19 protein-coding genes and 2 tRNA genes are annotated in these 21,191 nt (G+C 68.2%); 12 read left to right on the top strand and 9 right to left on the bottom strand.

Features of this window, described 5'->3' with window-relative positions:
• Nucleotides 1–2: 2 nt before the first annotated feature.
• From VGF64_01790 to VGF64_01820, 7 genes are all read left to right on the top strand, one after another.
• Nucleotides 3–926: a branched-chain amino acid transaminase gene (locus tag VGF64_01790; GenBank protein ID HEY1633461.1), complete on the top strand. Its 924-nt coding sequence runs from the start codon at nt 3–5 to the stop codon at nt 924–926.
• Entirely contained in the window at nt 916–2,643 is a 1,728-nt protein-coding gene (gene cimA, locus VGF64_01795) for a citramalate synthase (protein ID HEY1633462.1), read from the top strand. The genes VGF64_01790 and cimA overlap by 11 nt, the downstream gene beginning before the upstream one ends.
• A complete protein-coding gene (locus tag VGF64_01800; GenBank protein ID HEY1633463.1) occupies nt 2,640–3,197 on the top strand; it encodes a hypothetical protein in 558 nt (185 codons plus the stop codon). The genes cimA and VGF64_01800 overlap by 4 nt, the downstream gene beginning before the upstream one ends.
• A 68-nt stretch (nt 3,198–3,265) precedes the next feature.
• Nucleotides 3,266–4,411 carry an acyl-CoA dehydrogenase family protein gene (locus VGF64_01805; protein ID HEY1633464.1) on the top strand — a complete coding sequence of 382 codons (1,146 nt, stop codon included), beginning with the start codon at nt 3,266–3,268 and terminating at the stop codon, nt 4,409–4,411.
• Between the two features lie 2 nt (nt 4,412–4,413).
• Nucleotides 4,414–5,832 (top strand): glutamate--tRNA ligase, encoded by a 1,419-nt coding sequence (gene gltX, locus VGF64_01810; protein ID HEY1633465.1) that lies wholly within the window; start codon nt 4,414–4,416, stop codon nt 5,830–5,832.
• Between the two features lie 58 nt (nt 5,833–5,890).
• Nucleotides 5,891–5,965 (top strand) — tRNA-Gln (locus VGF64_01815).
• A 14-nt stretch (nt 5,966–5,979) separates the two neighbouring features.
• A tRNA-Glu gene (locus tag VGF64_01820) sits at nt 5,980–6,052 on the top strand.
• A gap of 62 nt (nt 6,053–6,114) precedes the next feature.
• Here VGF64_01820 and VGF64_01825 read toward each other — a convergent pair.
• A complete protein-coding gene (locus VGF64_01825; protein HEY1633466.1) occupies nt 6,115–7,086 on the bottom strand; it encodes a site-specific integrase in 972 nt (323 codons plus the stop codon).
• Between the two features lie 1,473 nt (nt 7,087–8,559).
• Between VGF64_01825 and VGF64_01830 the strand changes: the two genes are divergently transcribed.
• The 3 genes from VGF64_01830 to mobF all read left to right on the top strand — a co-directional run bounded on the left by VGF64_01830 (nt 8,560) and on the right by mobF (nt 12,822).
• On the top strand, nt 8,560–8,964 hold the full coding sequence (locus VGF64_01830; GenBank protein ID HEY1633467.1) for a hypothetical protein: 405 nt from the start codon (nt 8,560–8,562) through the stop codon (nt 8,962–8,964).
• On the top strand, nt 8,961–9,242 hold the full coding sequence (locus VGF64_01835) for a hypothetical protein (GenBank protein HEY1633468.1): 282 nt from the start codon (nt 8,961–8,963) through the stop codon (nt 9,240–9,242). Before VGF64_01830 ends, VGF64_01835 begins: the two co-directional genes overlap by 4 nt.
• Before the next feature lie 406 nt (nt 9,243–9,648).
• On the top strand, nt 9,649–12,822 hold the full coding sequence (gene mobF, locus VGF64_01840) for a MobF family relaxase (GenBank protein ID HEY1633469.1): 3,174 nt from the start codon (nt 9,649–9,651) through the stop codon (nt 12,820–12,822).
• Between the two features lie 113 nt (nt 12,823–12,935).
• On the opposite strand, the gene VGF64_01845 is transcribed toward mobF, so the two are convergent.
• Together VGF64_01845 and VGF64_01850 are read right to left on the bottom strand one after the other, a co-directional pair.
• Nucleotides 12,936–13,571 carry a class I SAM-dependent methyltransferase gene (locus VGF64_01845; protein ID HEY1633470.1) on the bottom strand — a complete coding sequence of 212 codons (636 nt, stop codon included), beginning with the start codon at nt 13,569–13,571 and terminating at the stop codon, nt 12,936–12,938.
• A 36-nt stretch (nt 13,572–13,607) separates the two neighbouring features.
• Entirely contained in the window at nt 13,608–14,438 is an 831-nt protein-coding gene (locus tag VGF64_01850; protein HEY1633471.1) for a MerR family transcriptional regulator, read from the bottom strand.
• A gap of 92 nt (nt 14,439–14,530) precedes the next feature.
• Between VGF64_01850 and VGF64_01855 the strand changes: the two genes are divergently transcribed.
• The gene (locus tag VGF64_01855; protein HEY1633472.1) at nt 14,531–15,511 is read left to right on the top strand and encodes a phosphotransferase; all 981 of its coding nucleotides are present in this window, start codon (nt 14,531–14,533) and stop codon (nt 15,509–15,511) included.
• 205 nt (nt 15,512–15,716) lie between these two features.
• A complete protein-coding gene (locus VGF64_01860) occupies nt 15,717–16,085 on the top strand; it encodes a VOC family protein (protein ID HEY1633473.1) in 369 nt (122 codons plus the stop codon).
• A gap of 45 nt (nt 16,086–16,130) precedes the next feature.
• Here VGF64_01860 and VGF64_01865 read toward each other — a convergent pair whose 3' ends face one another.
• The 6 genes from VGF64_01865 to VGF64_01890 form a co-directional block, all read right to left on the bottom strand.
• Nucleotides 16,131–17,429: an MFS transporter gene (locus VGF64_01865; GenBank protein ID HEY1633474.1), complete on the bottom strand. Its 1,299-nt coding sequence runs from the start codon at nt 17,427–17,429 to the stop codon at nt 16,131–16,133.
• Between the two features lie 8 nt (nt 17,430–17,437).
• Nucleotides 17,438–18,808, bottom strand: coding sequence for an MBL fold metallo-hydrolase (locus tag VGF64_01870; GenBank protein ID HEY1633475.1), 1,371 nt, complete (start codon nt 18,806–18,808; stop codon nt 17,438–17,440).
• Between the two features lie 302 nt (nt 18,809–19,110).
• Entirely contained in the window at nt 19,111–19,479 is a 369-nt protein-coding gene (locus VGF64_01875; GenBank protein ID HEY1633476.1) for a DsrE family protein, read from the bottom strand.
• Between the two features lie 53 nt (nt 19,480–19,532).
• On the bottom strand, nt 19,533–19,667 hold the full coding sequence (locus VGF64_01880; protein HEY1633477.1) for a hypothetical protein: 135 nt from the start codon (nt 19,665–19,667) through the stop codon (nt 19,533–19,535).
• Nucleotides 19,668–19,703: 36 nt separating this feature from the next.
• Nucleotides 19,704–20,309, bottom strand: a complete 606-nt coding sequence (locus VGF64_01885) for a methyltransferase domain-containing protein (protein ID HEY1633478.1) — start codon at nt 20,307–20,309, stop codon at nt 19,704–19,706.
• On the bottom strand, nt 20,306–20,995 hold the full coding sequence (locus VGF64_01890) for a metalloregulator ArsR/SmtB family transcription factor (protein HEY1633479.1): 690 nt from the start codon (nt 20,993–20,995) through the stop codon (nt 20,306–20,308). The genes VGF64_01885 and VGF64_01890 overlap by 4 nt, the downstream gene beginning before the upstream one ends.
• Nucleotides 20,996–21,191 lie beyond the last annotated feature (196 nt).

The following is a 21,191-nucleotide window of genomic DNA, read 5'->3' on the forward strand; positions in this document are numbered from 1 at the left end:
CCATGCCGATCACACCGAGCGAGAAGATCTGGATGGACGGCGAGATGGTCGACTGGGATCAGGCCAAGATCCACGTCCTCACCCACAGCCTCCACTACGGATCCGGTGTCTTCGAGGGGATCCGCGCCTACGCCACGCCCAGGGGACCCGCGGTGTTCCGCCTTGGCGAGCACATCACCCGCCTATTGGGCTCTGCCAAGGTCTTCCTCATCGACATCCCCTACAACCACGAGGAGCTGGTCGCCGCGACCAAGCAGACCGTGCAGGTGAACGGGCTCGAGTCCTGCTACATCCGTCCCATCGCCTACCTCGGCTACGGCGAGATGGGTCTCAATCCGCTGCCCTCAGAGGTCAACGTCGCCATCGCGGTCTGGCCGTGGGGCAGCTATCTGGGCGAAGAGGGCGTGGCCTCGGGGGTGCGGGTCAAGATCAGCACCTGGCTGCGTCACGATCCCAACGCCATTCCCACCGCGGTCAAGGCGACGGGCATGTACATCAACTCGTCCATGGCAAAGGTCGAAGCCCTCAAGGCCGGCTACGACGAAGCGGTCATGCTGTCGCCGCGGGGACATGTCAGCGAGTGCTCGGGGGAGAACCTGTTCGTTGTCAAAGGGGGCCGCCTCCTGACCCCTCCGCCCAGCGACGGCGCCCTGGAGGGCATCACCCAGGCCTCGGTGGTGACGATCGCCCGCGACCTCGGCTATGAGGTCGGGGTGAGTACCCTCCATCGCAGTGACCTGTACACCGCGGAGGAGGCCTTTCTCACGGGGACGGCCGCCGAGGTGGTCCCGATCTCCTCGGTGGACGACCGGTCCGTGGGCGACGGACGTCCCGGGCCGATGACCCGGAGCATCCAAGAGACCTATTTCGCCACCGTGCGAGGCGAGATCGACCGGTACAAGGACTGGCTCGACCATGTCGGCTGAGCGCCCGCCCGTGCCGCCCGCGGCGGTCGACATCTACGACACGACGCTGCGCGACGGCAGCCAGCAGGAGGGCTTGTCGCTGAGCGTGGACGACAAGCTGAGGGTGGCCCAGCAGCTCGATCACCTTGGCGTCCACTACATCGAGGGTGGCTACCCGGGGGCCAACCCCAAGGACGAGGAGTTCTTTCGCCGGGCGCCCGACGAGCTGGGGCTGGCCACGAGCACCCTGGTGGCGTTCGGCTCCACCCGGCGCCCGGGAGCTCGGGCGGACACCGATCCGTCCCTGCGCCAGCTCGTCGAAGCGGGGACGGGAGTGGTCTGCATCGTCGCCAAGGCCTGGGACTATCACGTCACCGAGGCGCTGCGGACGTCGCTGGACGAGGGCATCGCCATGGCCGCCGACTCCGTCGAGCTCCTGCGGCAAGCGGGCCTGCGGGTGTTCCTGGACGCGGAGCACTTCTTCGACGGGTACCGGGCCGATCCGGGCTTCAGCCTGGGTGTGATCGAGGCCGCGCAGCAGGCGGGAGCCGAGGCCCTGGTCCTCTGCGACACCAACGGCGGCACTCTGCCCCACGACGTCGAGCGCGTGGTCGCCGAGGTCGCCTCGCGCACCGGGGCCAAGATCGGCATCCACGTCCACAACGACGGTGGCTGCGCGGTCGCCAACTCGCTCGGTGCGGTGCGAGCGGGCGCCACCCAGGTGCAGGGTTGCATCAACGGCTACGGCGAGCGCGTCGGCAACGCCGATCTCAGCGCCGTCGTTCCCAACCTGGCCCTCAAGATGGGTGTGCAGACGATCCCGCTCGATCGCCTCGAGCGACTCACCGCCGCGTCCCACCACGTCGCCGAGCTGGTGAACATCACGCCCGACCCGCAGCAGCCCTACGTGGGCGCGTCGGCGTTCGCGCACAAGGCCGGCCTGCACGTCAGCGCCATCGCCCGTCGATCGGACGCTTACGAGCACGTGTCGCCCGATTCGGTGGGGAACGGTACCCGGTTCGTCGTCAGTGAGCTGGCCGGGCGCTCGACGCTCAGCATCAAAGCGGCCGAGCTGGGCCTCAACCTCGACGGCGTCGCACTGGGCGAGGTCCTCGACACCCTGAAGCGCCTGGAGCACCAGGGCTACCACTTCGAGGCGGCCGACGGCTCGCTCGAGCTGCTCATGCGCCAGGCGACAGGCTGGCGGCAGTCGTTCTTCGACGTGGAGTCGTTCCGGGTGATCACCGAGCACCGGCCCGACCAGACGGCACAGCGGGATGCCGGGCCGACGGCGTCCGCCGGGTCGGCTGACCGGGTCGATCTCGGGCCACCGAGCTTCGAGAGCATGACGACCGAGGCGACCGTCAAGGTGCACGTGGCCGGCGAGCGCATCGTCGCCACCGCCGAGGGGAACGGGCCGGTGCACGCCCTCGACGCTGCGTTGCGGAATGCCATCGGCCCGCGCCTGCCCGGCCTGGCCCGATTGCACCTGACCGACTATCGCGTCCGGGTCCTGGACACTGCCCAGGCCACCGGCGCGGTGACCCGGGTGCTCATCGACAGCACCGACGGCGAGCGGTCCTGGTCGACCATCGGGGTGTCGGAGAACATCATCGAGGCCAGCTGGCAGGCCCTCGTGGACTCCATCGTCTACGGTCTCGTCCACAATGCCGGCCCGGGAGGCCGGCCGGAGGACGAAGCCGGCCCGGGAGGCCGGCCGGAGGACGAGGCGGGATGACGCAGCCCGAGTACGTGCCGATCATGCCGGAGGACCGAATCCGCCCGGTGCTCCGCTTGCCCGCGCCCCGCCGGTGGAAGGCCGACCGCCCCGCCGAGATCCGGGGCGGGATCCACCCGTCCGGAGCGTGGATGGGCACACCCGGTCCCGATCAGGGCTACGCGCTCATGCTCGCCGGGCGCTTCGAGGATCGGCTGGTACTGAGCGAGGGCGAGAAGTTCGAGGACGCGGTGGCAGGTTGCCTGGGGGTCGCCCTTCGGCGGGCGAGCCTGTTCGACCGGGCTCCGGTGATCCACGACTGGGAGGCGGCGTTCGCGGTGTGGGGATTCCTGGGGGGTGCGCCCGACGATCTCGTTGCCTACCGGCGCCCGTTGTTCCAGGCTGCGGCGCACGACTACTGGGCCCAGCGGGCGGTGAGCGACCGCGTGCCGGACGACACCCTGCGGCTGACGCCAGCGCAGATCACCGCCCGGCTGAACGACTGGCGGCAGCTCATTGACGCAGACCCGGCCCCGGTCGGACCCGGCACGAGCCGGCCGCTCGTCGAGCGCTGACCCCACAACCGGGCGGCCAGCTCCGTCCGCTCGCCCATGAGAGCGGCGCCGGTGGGAGAATCGAGATCGTGCAGTCCATCACCCTTTCGGGTACACAACAGGAGTTTCGCGGCGCGCTGCGCCGGTTCTGCGAGGACAAGATCGCCAAGCGGGCGGCGGACGTCGACCGCCGAGGGGTCTTCCCGTGGGAGAACTTCGAAGACTGCGTCGGGATGGGCCTGCCGGCGTTGGGGCTCCCGGTCGAGCACGGCGGCAGCGGGGCGGACCACGTCACCCAGGCGATCATGGTCGAGGAGCTGGCTCGAGTCTGCGCGTCGACGAGCCTGATGATCATCATCTCGAGGCTCGGGATGATACCGATCATGCGCTGGGGCTCGGAGGAGCTCAAGGCCCGGTATCTGCCCGAGGTGGCGTCGGGCCGCTCCCAGGCCAGCTACTGCCTGTCGGAGCCGGATGCCGGATCGGATGTCGCTTCGATGAGCACCCGGGCCGTGCGCGATGGCGACACGTACGTCATCACCGGGACCAAGTTCTGGGTGACCAACGCCGGCATCTCCGACCTCTACATCGTCTTCGCCAAGACCGATCCCGATGCGGGCCACCGCGGCATCTCCTGCTTCGTGGTGGAGCGGGCCCTGGGCGTGGAGGTCCCGAGACTGGAAGAGAAGATGGGGATGCGGGGGAGCCCGACCGGTGAGGTGGCGCTCGATGACGTCCGCGTCCCCGCGGCCAACCGGGTCGGCGAGGAGGGTGCGGGCTTCTACATCGCCATGGCCACCCTCGACCGCAGCCGGCCGACGATCGGCGCCCAGGCGGTCGGTATCGCCCAGGGTGCCATCGACCACGCTGTGAGCTACCTGCACGACCGGCGACAGTTCGGACGGCCCATCGCCGACCTGCAGGCTCTACGCTTCATGGTCGCCGACATGGCGACGCGGGTGGAGGCGGCGCGCGGTCTGGTCTACAAGGCCTGCGCGCTCGTGGACGAGGGCGACCCGGACGGTCAGCTCTCCATGACCGGAGCCATGGCAAAATGCTTCGCTTCTGACACCGCCATGTCGGTGACCACTGACGCCGTGCAGCTGCTGGGGGGCTACGGCTATACGCGGGACTTTCCGGTCGAGCGCTTCATGCGAGACGCCAAAGTCACCCAGATCTACGAGGGCACCAATCAGATCCAGCGGGCTGTGATCGCCAATAGATTGTTGGGTTAGAGATGACCCCTGACAGAACGTCCGACCCGACGCGTGTTCGCTTCGCACCATCCCCGACCGGCTACTTCCACGTCGGAGGCGCACGCACTGCTCTGTTCAACTGGCTTTTCGCCCGTCAGCAGGGCGGTGTCTTCATCCTGCGCATCGAGGACACCGACACCGAGCGCAACCGGGAGGAGTGGATCGAGGGGATTGCCGTTGCCCTCGCCTGGCTGGGGTTGGACTGGGACGAGGGTCCGTTCCTCCAGTCCGAGCGCAGCCACCTCTACGCCGACGCCATCGGCAAGCTGTTGGCGGGTGGCCACGTCTATTACTGCGATTGCACGCGGGAGGTGGTCGAGGCCCGGACACGGGGTCGCGCCACGCCGGGCTACGACGGCTTCTGCCGTGACCGGGGCCTTGGTCCGGGCCCAGGGCGGGCGCTTCGCTTTCGCACGCCCGACGAGGGGTCGACGACAGTCTCGGACCTGGTGCGCGGCGAGGTCGTGTTCCAGCACGCGACGATCGAGGATTTCGTGGTCGTGAAGTCGACGGGGGCTCCGCTGTTCGTGCTGGCAAACGCGGTGGATGACATGGACATGGGCGTGACACACGTGATCCGTGGCGAGGAGCACCTCCCCAACACGCCGAAGGCCATTCTGGTGTGGCAGGCGCTCGGTGGACCGCGCCTGCCGGTCTTCGCCCACCTGCCTGTCCTCGTGAACGAGAAGCGCCAGAAGCTGTCCAAGCGCCGCGATCCCGTCGCCCTCGAGGACTATCGGCAACAGGGGTACCTGCCCGACGCCATGCGCAACTATCTGGCCCTACTGGGGTGGGGGCCAGCCGACGGTCAGGAGATCATGGGCTTGGACGTCATGGTCCGCGACTTCCGCCTGACCGACGTGACGCGGTCGCCAGCCTTCTTCGACGTACGCAAGCTCACCCACTTCAACGGCGAGTACATCAGGGCCATGGGGGTCGAGCGCTTCATCGAGGCGTGTCAGCCTTGGCTCGAGTCTGGCCCGTGGCCGCCGTCGGCGTTCGACGCGGTGGTGTTCTCGCAGATGGCGCCGCTCGTCCAGGAGCGGGTGGCGACCCTCGCCGAGGTGCCGGCCATGGTGGACTTCCTCTTTCTCGAGCAGCCCCCGATCGAGCAGGCGTCCTGGGACAGGGCGATCGCCCGCGACGCCGAGGCGGGCCCCATCCTGGACGCCGCCCTGTCGGCCTATGCCGACTGCCCGTGGACCGCCGAGGAGATCCGGGCCGCCACCCTCGGCGTCGCCGAGCAGCGCGGCCGCAAGCTGGGCAAGGCCCAGGCGCCGATCCGGGTGGCGGTGACGGGCAGGACGGTGGGACCCCCGCTCTTCGAGTCGCTCCACCTGCTCGGCCGGGACCGCACCCTCGAACGCCTGCGGGCGGCTCGAGACCGGCTCCCGTCCTGAGGAGGCGGGCGTCGGGGCCGCCATGCCCTTGCGATCGACTACCCTGAACCCGGCCCGTTCGGGGGTGGTGTAATCGGCAACACTGCAGGTTCTGGCCCTGCCATTGGGGGTTCGAGTCCTCCCCCCCGAGCCAACGATCGCCAACACGGCCCCATCGTCTAGAGGCCGAGGACATCACCCTCTCAAGGTGGAGACACGGGTTCGAATCCCGTTGGGGCTGCTAGAGAAAGTGCCAGGTCAGGGGGCCTTTCTGTCCTTCGGGCGACCTTCGTCGAGGTCGCCCTAACGGGTGCCGTGTCCCCCACGTGTCCTAACGGATCTCGACACGTACCGTTTGGCGGCCGCGATTGGTGTCGCCTCGGTTGGCTCGGCCAGCGCGGCTAGGGCGTCCGCGATGGCGCGATCGCGATCTGCCGTGGCGTGCTGGTAGCGCAGTGCCGCGGCGGGACTGGCATGGCCGCCTCGGTGCATCAGCTCGGCGACGCTGGCGCCGCTCGCCGCCGCCCACGTGAGACCGGAGTGCCGGACGTCGTGCAGCCGAAGGTCGGGACGCCCGACCGTTCGCCGCGCTCGTTCCCACATGCGGTCGAGGGTTCGCGGGGTGATCGGCTGCTCCTCTCTTCCCGGAAAGAGCCAGGCAGCCGGGCTCGGGTCTATCAACCGGTCCAGGTGGTCGGCCAGTAGCGGGGTCACGTGTGAGGGCACGGCCAGCACGCGCGTCCCCTTCTCTGTCTTCGGGTCGCCCAGCACCTGCATTCCCTCGGTCGTGACGGCCCAGCTGCGCTCCACTCTGATCGAACTATGAAGTAGGTCGACATCCCGACGCTGTAGCCCGAGGACTTCCCCTCGGCGCAGCTGACACCAGGCGGTCAGCAGCAGAGCCAGCTGGTAGCGCTCGGGCACCGACTGCACGGCGGCGGCCAGCTCTGCCACGGTGCCGGTGGGTCGCTCGGGGGAATGCACTTGCCCGGCTCCCTTGACCTGGCATGGGTTGCGGACGATCACCTCGTCGGCCACCGCTGTGTTGAGGATCGCTCGCAGGAGCCGGTAGGCGTCGTCGGCCGTCACCTGGTGCACCGCCCGGAGGGCCATGTACCAACTTCGGACCGACGAGGGCGTCAGGCGGCCAAGCTCCGTTCGTCCCAACACCGGGAGGATGTGGCGGTCGAGCAGGTGCCGATACTTCGCCCGCGTCGTTGGCCGCAGGTCACTGCGACGCTCGAGCCGATCGGTCGCCCACTCGGCGAGACTCACTCGGCCGAGTCTGGGATCGACCCAGGCGCCTCGCCCCTCGTCCGTGCGTTGAGCAGCAAGCCAGGCATCTGCGTCAGCCTTTGTCGTGAAGGTCGCGGAGTGCCGGTGACCATCGGGTCCGAGGTGGCGAGCCCGCCACTTGCCCGAGGGAAGCTGGCTGATGGCTCCCGACGGCCGGCGCCTGGTCGGCTGTCCCCTCCGCTTGCCGCTCGTTCCCACTTCCGCCTCCGTATCCTCGAGCTGCGCCCGTCCATCAACGCTTCGACGGCTGGCTCGCCCGCTGGGTCAACGTCGCGCTGGACGGGAAGCCGACTCGACCCTGCCCGCCTCCAGGACGGAACGAAGATCCTCGGGTAGGAAGCGGAGCTGGCGGCCGAGCTTAATGAAGGGGACGGACCGCTGCGCGACGGCGCGCCGCATCCAACGCTCCGAGACGTTGAGAAACCTTGCTGCCTCGGGAAGCGTCATCGGTCGTTCCGACCGGTTCTCCTTGACGAGCTGGCGGATCTCACCACGGGAATGACGGTGCTTTCCGCCGCGGAGCGGCGCGACCGCGGCCGTTCTCTCAGACTCGGCAGCCACGGCGTACCTCACGACGAACAAGCCGGGCTACGCCCGGACCTTCTGGACCAATGGACGGACCATGACCCGTCCTGGTCGGCCCGTCGAGACAGACGAACATCGGCTCTCCTCTCAGGTTGTCGAGTCTCGTCTCCGCGAAATGATCCACACCGGCCTGCCCCAACTCCTGCCCTGGCTCCTGCCCTCAAGCCTGTCCTGACCGCGATTCCTCCCGAAGGCTGTCCAGGACGGGCATGTCCTGGAGACGGACGAGAACGCGGTTGCCACACGCCTACGACCGCCCGTGACCAGGGAAGGGGGCATCAGGGCAGGCGTGTCCTCGGTCGCCGTCGATCTCGGCGAACACCCCCCGATTCCGGTGTCCGGCCGAGGGCAGCTGTAAGCCGAGGTGGGATCGCCAGTCACGCTGGAGCCGCTCGGCCTCGCCGCGATCACCCGGTCCGTCGGCTGGGGCCGACGGCCGGCCGCTGTCGGCTCTGCCCGCTCCGGTTGACCTCTGGGCGCGTTCGCATGCCGGCGTGACTGCATGGCGACATCACTGTCTGGCGGAAGGACTTGCGGTGAGGTTGCTTTGCCGCTCGTCTTCATGGCGGTGATTGTGAACCACCCACCTACCCTGGGTTCTACCCTCGGCGTCTACGCTCCAGGGATATTTTCCGCTCCGGTCCGCTCATTTTCCGGTGTCCATGAGAGCTGGTGTCGGTCAGCGATGGTGGCGCTGACCAGGGAAGGGGAGCGGCGAGGGTAGACGTACCCCGAGGTGCTCCCGGGTTGATCGACCTCCGCAAGCGCCACGGCGAGCCGGCCGGACCTCCGGGGTAGCGGGTGTGTCGGGTGGGTGCCTGGCCAGAAAGGGTAGGGGCGTACCGGTTCTGAGTGGGAAGGACGGCTATGGAACCGATCGAGCCACACGTGCGCGACGAGACGCCGCCGACGTCGACGACGTTGGTTGTTCGCGGTGGGCCAGTCACAGTCGAGAAGGTCCTCCAAGCTGCCCGCCGCGAGCAGGCCGTCTACACCTGGCGGGACAAGCCATTGGCCTGCGTCTCCGTTGAGGCCGTGACGGAGGCATGGCCGCTTGAGCGCCTGCTCGCCGAGCACCTTGCGACCAGGAGCACCTACGCCACCACGACTGTCGCCGACGTGCTCAGGGCCGGTCTCATCCTCCTCCCGACCTTCGACCCCCCGCACTACGATGTGGTGCTGGAGGACGCTTCTCCAGCGGAGGCCGCCCGGTTCATGTCGATCCTGTCCCAGCCCATCGTCAATCCCCACAAGCGCAGGGGGCGAGCTTGACCCCCACGAACGGCGGGCTCGTGGCCGTCGACTTGCCGGCCGACGTGCAGCAGTACGACCAGACAGGGCACGTGTGGACGCTGCTCGAGGATGCCCGCGACCCCTCGATCGTCCTCCCTGGGGCCATCCTTGTGGCCGGGGACGACGAAGACCCGTTCCTGGCCCGAGTGGTCGATCTGGAGCCGAGTGGGTCGGTGACCAAGGTTCATCTCGAGGTGCTGCCGGGTGATCCCACCGAGTACGCGGCGGCGCTTCGACGCGCCCACCTCAGCGCCTGAGGTCCTGAGGACAGAGTTCCCCTAACACCTCCCCGAGCCCGCATGCCATCGCGGGGAACCAGTTCAGGAACGGTGCCGAGCCAAGGGGGCGTTGCCGCCGGTGCTCGGTTGCTCAGCGAAGGTTCCTCGACGCACCTTCTGCCGCCTGGAGCCGGCTCTCGCCGACTCCAGTTGGCACCTGAGCGATGAGGTCAGCACAGCATCAAGTCGATCGACTCACTCGTGCTCTTAGGTGCTGGATCCGATGTGACCGTGAGTTACCGTAAATGACCGTTGCTATCCGTTCGAGAATTCCTGCTAGACAGCAGTGCTTATCGTCTGGCATAACCTCGATGTGAGCGACACGTTTGCAACCGCGAGGGTTGCGCGACGGCAGGTCGGTTGAGGTAGCTGAGCCGTGGCGTGGATGCGGATGATGGGCGCCGAGTCGGTCGATTACCACCGCGCCACGGTCATGGACAGGGCCGACGACCATCCCGGACAGGCCCTCGACTACTACGCGGCACGTGGCGACACGCCGCTTGTCTGGGGTGGCTCCGGTGCCGATCGCCTCGGCCTCTTCGGCGCGGTCACGCCTGATGCCTACGAGGCGATGTACGGACCGGGCGGGGCCACTGACCCCAGCACGGGGACACGGATGGTGCGGACGACGCGTCCTGGGATGGAGCTGGTCGTCTCGGCCCACAAGTCTGTGGCCGAGCTGGGCGTGCTGGGCAGGGCAGACGACATGCATCGCATCATGGACGCCGAGCGAGACGCCACCCTGTCCTATCTCGATGATCTGACCCGCAAGGCGGGTGGCCGGCGGGGCAGGGCAGCAATGCCGACTCCTGCCTCGGGTCTGATCTATGCCCACTCCCGTCATGCCACGTCCCGAGCCGGTGATCCCTGCCCCCACGATCACGTGCTGCTGGCCAACGTCGTCGAGATGCTCGACGAGCGCGGCGGTTTCAAGGCTCCCGACACGACCACGTGGAGAGAGCACCTGCACGCGGCGACCATGGTCGGCCGCGTGGCCTCGGCTCGGGTAGCTACCGAGCTGGGCTATGGCATCGAGGCCGATCCTGGACCCTCGGGGCGACTGGGCCACTGGCGCATCGCGGGGATTCCCGAGCAGGTACTGGAGGTCCACTCCAAGCGCAAGGCAGAAATCGAGGCAGAAGTCAGGGCCCATGGCCACGACAGCTACCGCGCCCGCAACATGGCCGCGCGCACCACCCGCCGGGCCAAGCGCTACGAGCCCGAGGGCGAGTTGATCTCCCGCTGGCGAGCCGAACTGCGGCAGGCCGGCTTTCCACTTCCCGAGCTCGAGGCTTCCGTGGAGCGTGCCTCCGCCGCCCGGGTGCTCACCTCGCCTCCCAGCACCAACCAGATCCGGGAACTCGTGGCAGCGGCACTCTCACCCGAGGGTGCGCTTGGCGCCCGCAAGGTCTTCGCCCGTCGGAACGCGATCGTGGCCCTGGCTCCCCACTTGTACGGCCAGGAGCCTGCCCTGCTCGATCGGATGGTGGAGCGGACGCTGGCCGACCCCGAGGCCATCCCGCTGGTCGGGATGCGGGGAGCAAGGGAACCGGTGTGGTCTACGGCCACAACCCTCGCAACCGAGCAGGCCATCGCCGACATGGTCGCCGACCAGCTGGCGCGGTCCGATGCTCCCGCCGTCTCGGTCCAGCGGACTGTCACCGCCATTCGGGCGGCCGAACACCGCCAGGGCTACCAACTCACCGCGGCCCAGGAGGACGCTGTCACCGCCATCTGCACCTCGGGACGGGGAGCGGAGCTGGTCCTCGGTGTGGCCGGGTCGGGCAAGACCACCATGCTCTCGATGGTGCGGCACGCCTTCGAGGCCTTCGGCTACGAGGTGCTCGGCACCGCCACCTCCGGGCAGGCCGCCCGCAACTTGGGACGCGAGGCGGGCATCGACCAGTCGAGGACTCTGGCCAGCCTCACCTGGCGCCTCGAGCACGGGAGGACGTCGCTCTCCGATCACAGCGTGGTCGTGCTCGACGAGGTGGGCATGACCGACGACCCCGACCTGGTCGGCCTCTTGGCTCACGTGGAGGCGGCCCGAGCCAAGGTGGTGCTGGTGGGCGACCATCGCCAGCTCGGCGGCGTCGGCCCCGGCGGGGCTCTGGAGGCGTTGGTCAGCCGGCACCGAGACCAGGTCCTGGTCCTGTATGAGAACCTGCGCCAGACCGACCCCGCCGAATCCCAGGCCCTCGCCGCTCTGCGGGCTGGTGACGTGGAGGAGGCGGTGTCCTGGTATCGGACACACGGGCGCGTCGTCGCGGCCGCATCGCCGGACGAGGCCCTCGATCGGGCAGTGGACGCGTGGGCCGCCGACCTTGCAGAGGGCAAGGAGACGGCGTTGTTGGCCTGGCGGCGCGCCAACGTTGACGAACTCAACAACAGAGCCAGGGAACGCATGGCCGAGGCTGGCATGCTCAGAGGCACCGAGCTGGTGGCGCCCGGAGGGCGTGCCTACCGGGCGGGAGACCAGGTGGTGATCCTCGCCCCCGGCGCCGACGGGGCCGTGCTAACCAGTGAGCGGGCCACGGTGCAGGCTGTGGATGTTGAGCGCGAACGGCTCGCGCTTCGCACGAAGGATGAGCGCCGAGTGACTTTCGTCGGCGAGGAGCTCTCCGCTGAGCGTCTGGCTCACGGCTATGCCGTCACCGCCCACCGCAGCCAGGGCCAGACCACTGAGCGCTCCCACCTCTATGTGGACGGGGGTGGCCGTGAGCTGGCCTACGTGGCCATGAGCCGGGCCAAGGAGACGTCCCACGCCTACCTGGTAGCCGACAACCTCGACCAGGCCGTCGAGGACCTGGCCCGGGAGTGGTCTGCCGAGCGGCGATTGGGATGGGCGACCGACGTCGCCAGCCCGGTGGCCGCTCCTACCGTCGAGGCTGCGGCCGGCAGGCGCGACCTCGAGGGCGCGCGAACGGTGGCCCTCTCCCGTGCATGCCTGTCGGCCACCCACCAGGCCCGACAAGCCGCTGCTCCGCCGGACCCGTCGCTCGAGATCGTCGCGGTCAACGCCCGCCTTCGCGAGGTTCGCCAGCTTCGTCGGGATCTGGGGGCCGGGGAAGGTGTCTGGGAGCACACAAAGGCTGGGCGGACGGCCCGGGAGCTGGCCCAGACTCAGCGCCGTGCTGCGTGGTCATCATCGATGGCCGAGCACGCCCGAGGGTGGCGGGAGCGCCGCTCGTACCGGAAAGAGGCGGAAGCCTGGTCCGAGAAGCAGGCGGAGGCACGCGCCAGCTGGGACCGCGACGGCGCCCCGGAGGCCGAGCGCCTCGACAGGCTGATCGCTGACGGTGAGACGGCGATCGGAGACCTGAAGGCAGGCCGGGAACGGCGAGGCGAGAGCCTCTCAGATTCGCAAGAGCGCAAGCGGAGCTCGGGCCGAAGGCTCGACGACCTCCGACTGGACATCGAGGCCCAGCGAGACCGCCTCGACGGAATCGAACGCCAAGCAGTAGCCAGGAGACCATCCAGGTCGCTCGTACATCTTCGCGGCGGCGTGGATGACGGCCACGGTATCGGCCATGACCTCGGTCGCGGCATCGGACGCTGAGCTCGGTGGCTCTTCGGTGTCGAGAGCCCTCATCGATCGCCTTATCGGCGGTCGTAGATCGCGCTGGGCTTAAGCCGAATGGATCGCGCGACCGATCACGCGAGCGCTCAGCGTCAACGCCGTCGGGCCAGTCCGATGACGTGGGGAGCTACGGGTCTAGCGATGAAACAGGGCTGGAACAGGAACCGCTGTTGACGTTCTATGTCAAAGCCACCCCGCTCGATCACCGATACGGTGTCACGATTGGGATGACATCCGCCGCCGAAGAGCGACCAGATCCGATCGACGCGGTCCTGTAGTCCGGCCCTCTCCGGGGAATCGGCCCGGATGTGCTCGTAGAAGCGCAGCTCCCCGCCCGGGCGGACGACTCGGTAGAGCTCGGCAACGGCACGAGCCTGGTCCGGAACGGAGCACAGGACAAGCGATGCAACTGCGGCATCGAAGCTCTCGTCATCGGCCGGCAGGTGGTCGCTGTCTCCCTCGAGGACCGAGACTGCCACTGGAGCCTGAGCTGCCTCCTCGACCGCCCGTTGCCGCAGGTACGGCTCGGGCTCGACGGCGACCACCTCAGTCACCTCGGGCGGGTAATGCGCGAGGTTGAGTCCGTTGCCTGCTCCGACCTCGATCACCCGCCCCCGCAGCCCGGCGAGCGCGTCGCGGCGGTGCTCGGCTGCGCCAGCCTTCTCGGCTCCTGCCGAGATCAGCGCATAGAAGCGGGCGAAGATGGGATGCGAGATGCGGTTCGCCACCTCATTGCCTCCTCGATCGAGCGGCCGAGTTCATGGTTAGGCTCCGGAGCCCATCTTGATCTGGCTGCCAGTCTGATTGATGCGTCGAATGTTGCCGGCCGAGTCAGTGATGGCCCCGATGCGGATGTGCTCGATGGTCGCCCGGAGCGCGTCACCGCTCGGGGCTTCGCCGGCTCGATGGAGGAGTGCCGACCCGAGTCGGTCAGCCAGCGTGCTAGCGACCCCTTGGAGCAGCAGAACCCGTCCACGCTGGAGGAACTGCTCCACCTCCTCGAGACGCCCATCGTCGACGAGGGGCTGCCAGATGCCGTTCACCAGGAGATCGGCGATGGCTTCGGCGAGGGTGGTCAGCTCGTCCCCGAGGACACCGATCAGGTCGAATATTTCGCTGAGCTGGAGGCCGGTGTGAACGGCGTCGGCGGCCAGAACGAGCAGCGCGGGACTGCGGACGAAGAAATGGTCTGGCCCGTCGGGTTGGGCGAGCCCGACCGAGCACGCGCGGCGTACAGACGCTGTCGTGAGTCCCGGGAGCCGCGCAAACAGCTCGGCACGTGTGAGCCGTAGCGGTGTCTCGTCGAGCGCGGCGGTCCCAGGTTCGACGCCCAGCACGGCGGGCAGGTTGGTGCCGGCGTCCCACGCCTCGAGGAGGTCTCGGATGCCAGCGAGGGAGTAGCCACGGCGCTGAAGGCGGGCGATGAGTTCGAGCCGGTGGGCATGGTCTTGGCCGTAGATCCCGACGCGCCCGGCTCGGCGGGGCGGCGGCAGCAGGCGAATCGTGTGGTACTCGCGGATAGTGCGCACCGGCAGCTGGGCCTGGCGGGCGAGGTCGTCAATGGTCAGCTCTCCGGCGGGGGCGGCGGTAGGCATCACCCTAGACATTACCGGGGATAACCGTTACGGTAAATACCGTTATTAGTGACCCTAAGCTCCCTGGTCTGTTGTTGGCCGATCTTCAGGCGATGACCGGCGTGCCGACGCTCGCCTATGCGAACCCGCCCGAATGGCTGAGCGGCGGGTTCTGGGCCGAACTCCTTGCCTTCTCGCTGCTCAACCCGCCGACGGGCTGGGACGGCGACCTCGTCGCCCGGGTCATGCCCGACGCCGGGCTGGCTCGCAAGGAGACGATCGTTCAGGCCGCGGTAGCCGCGGAAGGCTTCCCCACGCCAGCCGTGCGTGGCTGGAGTGGCCCCGTTAGCCGGGTGGGCCGAGCGTTCATGATCATGGACCGTGCGAGGGGGGCGCCATTGTTGTCCGGTCTGGGCGGCATCGGGGTCGTCGCCGCCATGCCCCGGTTGGTGCGGCGAATTCCCGACGCGCTGGCGATCTCGATGGCGCGGCTGCACGCATTGGACCCCGAGCCGGTTCGCGACCAGCTTCGCGACGTCCCTGACGTCGCCACGTCCGTTCTTGGCCTGCTCCACGGGCTGCGGACGTGGGCCGGTCGTTGCCGCCGCGTCGACCTCGCTGACGCCGCCGGGTGGCTCATCAATCACCCGCCGCCATTGGCGCCGGACGTGGTCTGTCACGGCGATCTCCACCCGTTCAACCTCCTTGCTGAGGGCGACGCCGAACCGGCCGTGCTCGACTGGAGCGCAGCGGTACTCGCGCCGCGGACGTACGACGTCGCCTTCACTTCACTCCTGCTCTCCGAGCCCCCGATAGCGGTCTCCGGCCCGTTGCGTCCCTTGGTCCGCGCCACAGGCCGTCGCCTCGCCCGACGGTTCGTGCGCCTGTATGAGCAGCACAGCAATGTGACAATCAACATCGACGAGCAGCGCTGGTACCAGGCCGCCGTCTGCCTGCGGGCACTCGTCGAGGTAGCAGGCTGGGTTAACGACGGCGTCGTCGAGGCTCGGCAGGGTCATCCTTGGCTTGTGTCAGGCGGAGCCTTCGCCACACGCCTCTCGTTGGCGACCAGCGTTTCCGTGAAGCCACGATGACAACACTGTCTGCAGAGCTATACAGGGCTCACCAGCCTCGCGGAGCCACGGATCGACGACGGCGGAGGCGGCGCTCCGAAACGCTTCTCTAAGCTTGACTTCGCCGTGTCTGAGCGAGGTAACGATGGAGGAACCAAGCCCCTGAACGGCGACGATCTGCCATGATGAGTTTCCGTACCGCTCGCCAGCAGAATGGGGATGATCGATGGCAGAGACCGCGCTTGGCCTCGTGCTCGACTGCGCAGATCCCGACAAGCTTGCGGAGTTCTGGGCACCCGCCCTCGGCTACACGAACATCGGAGCGGCCGGCAACTATGTGCTGTTGATGCCGGGCGATCCTGGACCTCCCAAGCTCTTGCTGCAGGCCGTGCCCGAGGCCAAAGTGACCAAGAACCGGGTGCACTTCGATATAGAGACTCCCGATGTCGAGAGCGAGGCTGCCCGCCTCGAGCGTCTAGGCGCCCGTCGGCTCGAGGGCGATGCCCGACAGGAACACGGCACCCGGTGGCTGGTGATGGCTGACCCCGAGGGCAACGAGTTCTGTGTGTGCAATGCCGGCGGCGGCTCGGGCTGAGCAAGCTCCTTCGATGAGGGGAGCGCTCCCTCGCTATCGCGTCGGTCATTTGATTGACGCAGCGCCGCTCGAAGGCGATGCCGCCATGGAGCCAACGGGTCGGCGGCGGCCCGCCAAGGTCTCGTACATCCGCAGCGCAACAACAAGTCCCGAGACCGCGGTGATTGCGGCCACCACCCAGATCGAGGCGACGAGCCCGAACATGTCAGCCACGACCCCGGCAAGGAGAGCGCCGACGGCAAAGCCGGCGTCGCGCCACAGCCGGTAGACGCCCACCGACGAGGCTCGCCAGCTGGGATGGGCCACGTCACCGATGGCCGCGAGCAGCGTCGGGTAGACCATGGCGGTGCCAACGCCCAAGAGGACGGCGCCCACGGCCCAGGGCAAGAAGCCGTGAACAGCGGCGATGAACCCTATGGCCGCCGCCTGGACCCACATGCCCGACGCGATCAGCCACTTGCGGCCGCAGCGATCTGACAAGGCCCCGGTGACGAGCTGGCCCGCTCCCCACACCGCCGGGTAGAGCGCGGCCAGGATGCCAATTCGGCCGATGGTGAGGCCCCCTCGGGCGAAGAAGATCGGGAAGATTCCCCATGCGAGCCCGTCGTTCAGGTTGTTGACCATCCCGGCTTGGCTCGCGGCCGACAGCGCCTTTTCCTTGATGCTGGTGAGCCAGAACACCTCCTTGGTCGACAGGCCGGCGTGAGCCTGGGCGGAGGTGTCGACATGCGTGCGGGCCTCGGCGCGGGCGAAAGCATGGGTCTCTCGGACGAAGAGGCTGGAAAAGCCGAGGCCGAGCCCGGCGAATGCCATGCCTAGGAAGAATGGGTCGGGTCGCAGTCCGGCGCGGGCGGCGATGAACCCCGTGGCGAGGGCGGTGACGGCCACGGCCCCGTACCCGGCGGCCTCGTTCAGACCCATGGCCAGCCCGCGCTGCTTCGGTCCGACGAGGTCGATCTTCATGATGACCGTGGTCGACCACGTCAGTCCTTGGTTGATCCCAAGGAGCACGTTGGCGACGATGATCCAGCTCCAGCCCGGGCCGAAGGCCAACAGGAACGGCACTGGGAGCGCAGCCACCCACCCGGCGATGAGGACCGGCCTGCGCCCCGTGCGGTCCGACAAGGTGCCGGCGACGAAGTTAGTGGCCGCCTTCACCACCCCGAAGGCGACGATGTAGGTGAGCGCGGCGGTGAAGGCGTGTAGATGGAACACCCGGGTGCCGATGAGCGGCAGCACCGTGCGTTCCTGGCCGATCATCCCACCGACCAGGGCGTTCACCCCGACCAAGAGCGAGAACTGGGCCAGGTTGGCGCGGAGGCCGAGGCGCACCGGCCCCGACATCCCCGCTCTCATTGAGAGGTCTCGAGGCGGCGACCCGGACCTTCGGCCCAGTCGTCCGGTCCGCCCAGGGCCACGGCCAGCCCCTGGCGTCCGTTGGCGGCGAGGATGCTGGCAGCAGTCATGGCTCGCTCTCCGTGCCCGCACATCACTGTGACCGGCCCCGCCTTCGACAAGGCTGTACCGGATAGAGAGCCGAGCTCCACGTGGATGGCGCTGGGGAGGTGCCCGGTCGCGTACTCGGCATCCTGGCGGACATCGAGGACGGCGCCGGTGACTCCGGAGGCGGGCACGAGCCGGATGCGGCCCACCGGCAGGTCAGCGGCCTCCCACGCGTCGATGCCTCCGGCCAGCTCGCCCGAGAAGTGCTCGTAGCCCACCTTGAGAGCCTGGCGAAGGACCTCGGCGCGATCCTGGTCCTGGTCGAGAACGAAGACGAGTGGCCGACCGGGCTCGACCAGCCAACCGAGCCACGTGGCGAACTGGTCGCGCAGGGGGATGGACAACGACCCGGGGACATGCCCGCCAGCGAAGGCGGTTACCGGGCGGACGTCGACGATCACGGCCCCGTCGTCGGTCAGGCGGCGAACGTCGCTCACGTCCAGACGGGCCAGCGCCGGCGGCTCGGCGCCGTAGACCGTGGGGCCGGCGCGGTTGACCTCCCGCAATCTCAGGAAGTACGGCGGGTAGCTGCCGAACCCGCCGAGGAGCAGGTTCACGAAGGCATCCTCGTCGGAGGCGGCGAGCAGCGGGTTGGCCGCCTTCTCCCGGCCGATGGTGGTGGTGCGCTCGGCGCCGGCCGGCGCCGAACAGAACGACCCCGCCCCATGGGTTGGGTAGACGGGAAGGTCGTCGGGCAGGCTGAGGATCCGCTCGTGCAGCGAGCGCCACAGCTTCCGGGCCAACTCCTCCGTGCACTCAGGGGCTATCAGGTCGGTGCGGGCCACCGCCCCCACCAGAAGCGATCCTCCGGAGAACAACGCCAGTGGTTGGCCGCCGGCCAGGACCAGGTAGGAGAGGTGCTCCGGCGTGTGCCCAGGAGTGGACAACGCCGACACCGTTAGTCCCCCGACATCGAGCTTGGCGTCGTCACCGAGGCCGCGGTGAGGGAACTCGATCCCGCCAGCGGCGGGGACGAGCACCTGGGCACCCCGGGCGGCCAGCTCGCGGCTGCCGGACACGAAGTCGGCGTGCAGATGAGTCTCTAGGGCGTAGGCGACGACGAGCCTGCGATCCGTCGCCACGCCGAGATATGGCCCAGGGTCACGCGACGGGTCGACCACCAGCGCTCTTCCGTCTCCGAGATCGACCACGTAGGAGGCATTGCCCAGGCCCTCGTCAACGACCGGGGTTATTTGCACGGCGTCCTTACTGACAGACATGTCTCGAACGCCATTCGCTCAGGTTCGGCTGGCTGCAATACCAGCTATCCGAGAGACGCGACGCCTGAACCTCAGTCTGGCGGAGCTGGCGAGAGTGGACCTTGGCCAGGAGATGCCGGCGCCAGAACGTCACGGGGTGGAGGTCGCAGGAGACGCCCACCTCGGTCCCGTCGGCGGCCTCGGCCATCTCCCAGCGCCACATGGCATACGAAGGGTTCCCGTCATCGGCGCTCGATCGGCAAAGCATCAGTCTCCTTAGGTCAGGGCTCAGGCCCACGAAGACGTCCCCGTCACGCCGAGGCTCAGTAGTTGAACGTCAGCGCCCCGCCCTCAGTGAACTCATACAACGACGGCGCGCCCTTGATCTCAGCTCCCTTGGTCCACGTGGCGTCCTCCATCCCGCGAGTCTTCACGCACACGGGACAGACGTAGAAAAGTCCGCCTTTCTCGACGTACTCGGCGTGCAGCTCGGTGATGGACGGCGCGTTCGGAACGTTCACCGTGGTAGCAAAACCATCCGTCGCGACTTTGATGCCGTCCTTAGTCAGCCACATGAGCGCCTGCTTGCCCGCTCGCAGCGCCTCGACGCCGAGCAAGTAGCAGATCAACACGCTCTCGGGGTCGTCCTCCGCATGCACAAGTCCAAGGACCACTTTGTCGTCAGCAGCCATCATGTCCTCCTCTGGTTCGGTCGGATGTGGAGCAATCGCATTTCAGGTTCAGGTCAACCCGGCTTGCGGGCCAGGAACGCGTAGCCGTACACCTCGTAGGTCCGCGCCTTGTCCTCGCCGGTGGCGCCGCCGAAGGTGTCGACGCCGTCGCCGATCACCACCTCGGCGAATCCGCTGTCTTCGAGCATCTTCTGCCAGCCCGCACGGGGCAGCCCGCCGGCAATTCAGCCAGTCCACAGGTCGATGTTGCGTAAGGCCTCCTCGGGCACGGGCCGACCGTTAGCGATGTCGGCGAACTGCAGCAACCCCCCGGGGCGAAGGACCCTTTGGATCTCCGACAACACGGCCCGCTTGTCGGGGCACAGGTTGATCACCCCGTTGGAGATGACGACGTCAGCCCAGCCGTCCTCAACGGGCAGGGCCTCAGCCAGGCCCTCGCGAAACTCGACGTTCTCGACATCGAGCGAGCCAGCTATCCGGCGGGACTTTTCGAGCATCTCTGCCGTCATGTCCACGCCAATTACCTGTCCGGCCGGCCCCACTTGGGCGCGGGCGACGAACGAGTCGAGGCCGGCGCCTGAGCCGACGTCGACGACCCGCTCTCCGGGGTCCAGCGACCGCAGGGAGAAGGGGTTCCCCACCCCCGCGAAGGACTCGACGGCCGAATCGGGCAGGTCGTCGACCGCGGATCGCTCATAACCGAGACGTGCGGCGAGACTCCGGCCCGTGTGGAAGTGGTAGCTACCGCCCGGTGCCTCGGCTACCTGCCGGTACTTGTGGCGCACCTCGGCCCTGAGGGCCTGCGGTTCGACGAGCAGATCTTCCGTCATAGGCGTGATCGTCCTTTCCCCCCAGCCTCTGCCCCGCTGGCCACGGGCAGACCGGCCCTGCGCCACTCCGGGAAGCCGTCCTCCAAGCGCCGAGCGTCGTAGCCGCGCCGGCGGAGCGCCCGTACGGCGTCGTCGGCATAGACGCAGTAACGCCCTCGGCAGTATGCGACCACCTCGACGTCTTTGGGGAGGATCCGGAGCCGGCGGCGGAGCTCGCTCACTGGGACGGATCGAGCTCCCGGAATGTGACCGGCCTCGTACTCCAGTGGTGGCCGGACATCGACGACCACGACTTCCTCGAGCCGACGAGCGAGCTCTCGCCTCGTCACCGCCTCGAGTTGGGCGCGGTCGCCCAGGTAGGACTCCGCCAGGCGGTCGAGGCCGGCCATGTGGGCACTCGCGACATTGCGCATGGCTGCCCACAGCTCGCTCACCCGCTCGCTCGCCAAGCTGTAGATGATCCTCGTGCCCTCCCTGCGGCTTACCAGGAGACCAGATCCGGCGAGGACATGCAGGTGGTGCGAGGTGTTGGCGACGCTCTGCCCGATCTCGCCGGCCAGCTCGTCCACCGAACGCTCACCCTGGGCCAAGACGTCCACGAGCTCGGCGCGTCGTCCACTGGCCATGGCCTTCGCCGTGTCGGCGAAGGCGTCGAACATGGCGCTCTTGGCACGTCGGTCACCCACAAGGGTGAGTGTAGGCGCCATCCTACAATTGTCAAACGATTGTTTGATCATGTTTGCTGTTGCTGTTGCTGTTGCCGCCCAGTCCCGCAGGGCCGCCGTCGGGCGGCATTGAGGAATCACCCCGAGCCGGCATCATCGCCGCTCCCGTTGTGGCCAAGGTGACGTCGCCCAGAGTGCTCGAGAGGAAGGCCTTCGA

The sequence above is a fragment of the Acidimicrobiales bacterium genome (assembly GCA_036491125.1).
In the GTDB taxonomy this organism is placed as follows: domain Bacteria; phylum Actinomycetota; class Acidimicrobiia; order Acidimicrobiales; family AC-9; genus AC-9.

Bases quoted from the DNA above. Each gene is read 5' to 3' on its own strand.
- VGF64_01800 (HEY1633463.1), top strand. From the start codon at position 2,640: ATGACGCAGCCCGAGTACGTGCCGATCATGCCGGAGGACCGAATCCGC.
- VGF64_01830 (HEY1633467.1), top strand. From the start codon at position 8,560: ATGGAACCGATCGAGCCACACGTGCGCGACGAGACGCCGCCGACGTCG.
- VGF64_01875 (HEY1633476.1), bottom strand. From the start codon at position 19,479: ATGGCTGCTGACGACAAAGTGGTCCTTGGACTTGTGCATGCGGAGGAC.
- VGF64_01870 (HEY1633475.1), bottom strand. From the start codon at position 18,808: ATGTCTGTCAGTAAGGACGCCGTGCAAATAACCCCGGTCGTTGACGAG.
- VGF64_01865 (HEY1633474.1), bottom strand. From the start codon at position 17,429: ATGTCGGGGCCGGTGCGCCTCGGCCTCCGCGCCAACCTGGCCCAGTTC.
- VGF64_01860 (HEY1633473.1), top strand. From the start codon at position 15,717: ATGGCAGAGACCGCGCTTGGCCTCGTGCTCGACTGCGCAGATCCCGAC.
- VGF64_01790 (HEY1633461.1), top strand. From the start codon at position 3: ATGCCGATCACACCGAGCGAGAAGATCTGGATGGACGGCGAGATGGTC.
- VGF64_01850 (HEY1633471.1), bottom strand. From the start codon at position 14,438: ATGCCTACCGCCGCCCCCGCCGGAGAGCTGACCATTGACGACCTCGCC.
- VGF64_01855 (HEY1633472.1), top strand. From the start codon at position 14,531: ATGACCGGCGTGCCGACGCTCGCCTATGCGAACCCGCCCGAATGGCTG.
- gltX (HEY1633465.1), top strand. From the start codon at position 4,414: ATGACCCCTGACAGAACGTCCGACCCGACGCGTGTTCGCTTCGCACCA.
- VGF64_01885 (HEY1633478.1), bottom strand. From the start codon at position 20,309: ATGACGGAAGATCTGCTCGTCGAACCGCAGGCCCTCAGGGCCGAGGTG.
- VGF64_01880 (HEY1633477.1), bottom strand. From the start codon at position 19,667: ATGCTCGAAGACAGCGGATTCGCCGAGGTGGTGATCGGCGACGGCGTC.
- cimA (HEY1633462.1), top strand. From the start codon at position 916: ATGTCGGCTGAGCGCCCGCCCGTGCCGCCCGCGGCGGTCGACATCTAC.
- mobF (HEY1633469.1), top strand. From the start codon at position 9,649: ATGCGGATGATGGGCGCCGAGTCGGTCGATTACCACCGCGCCACGGTC.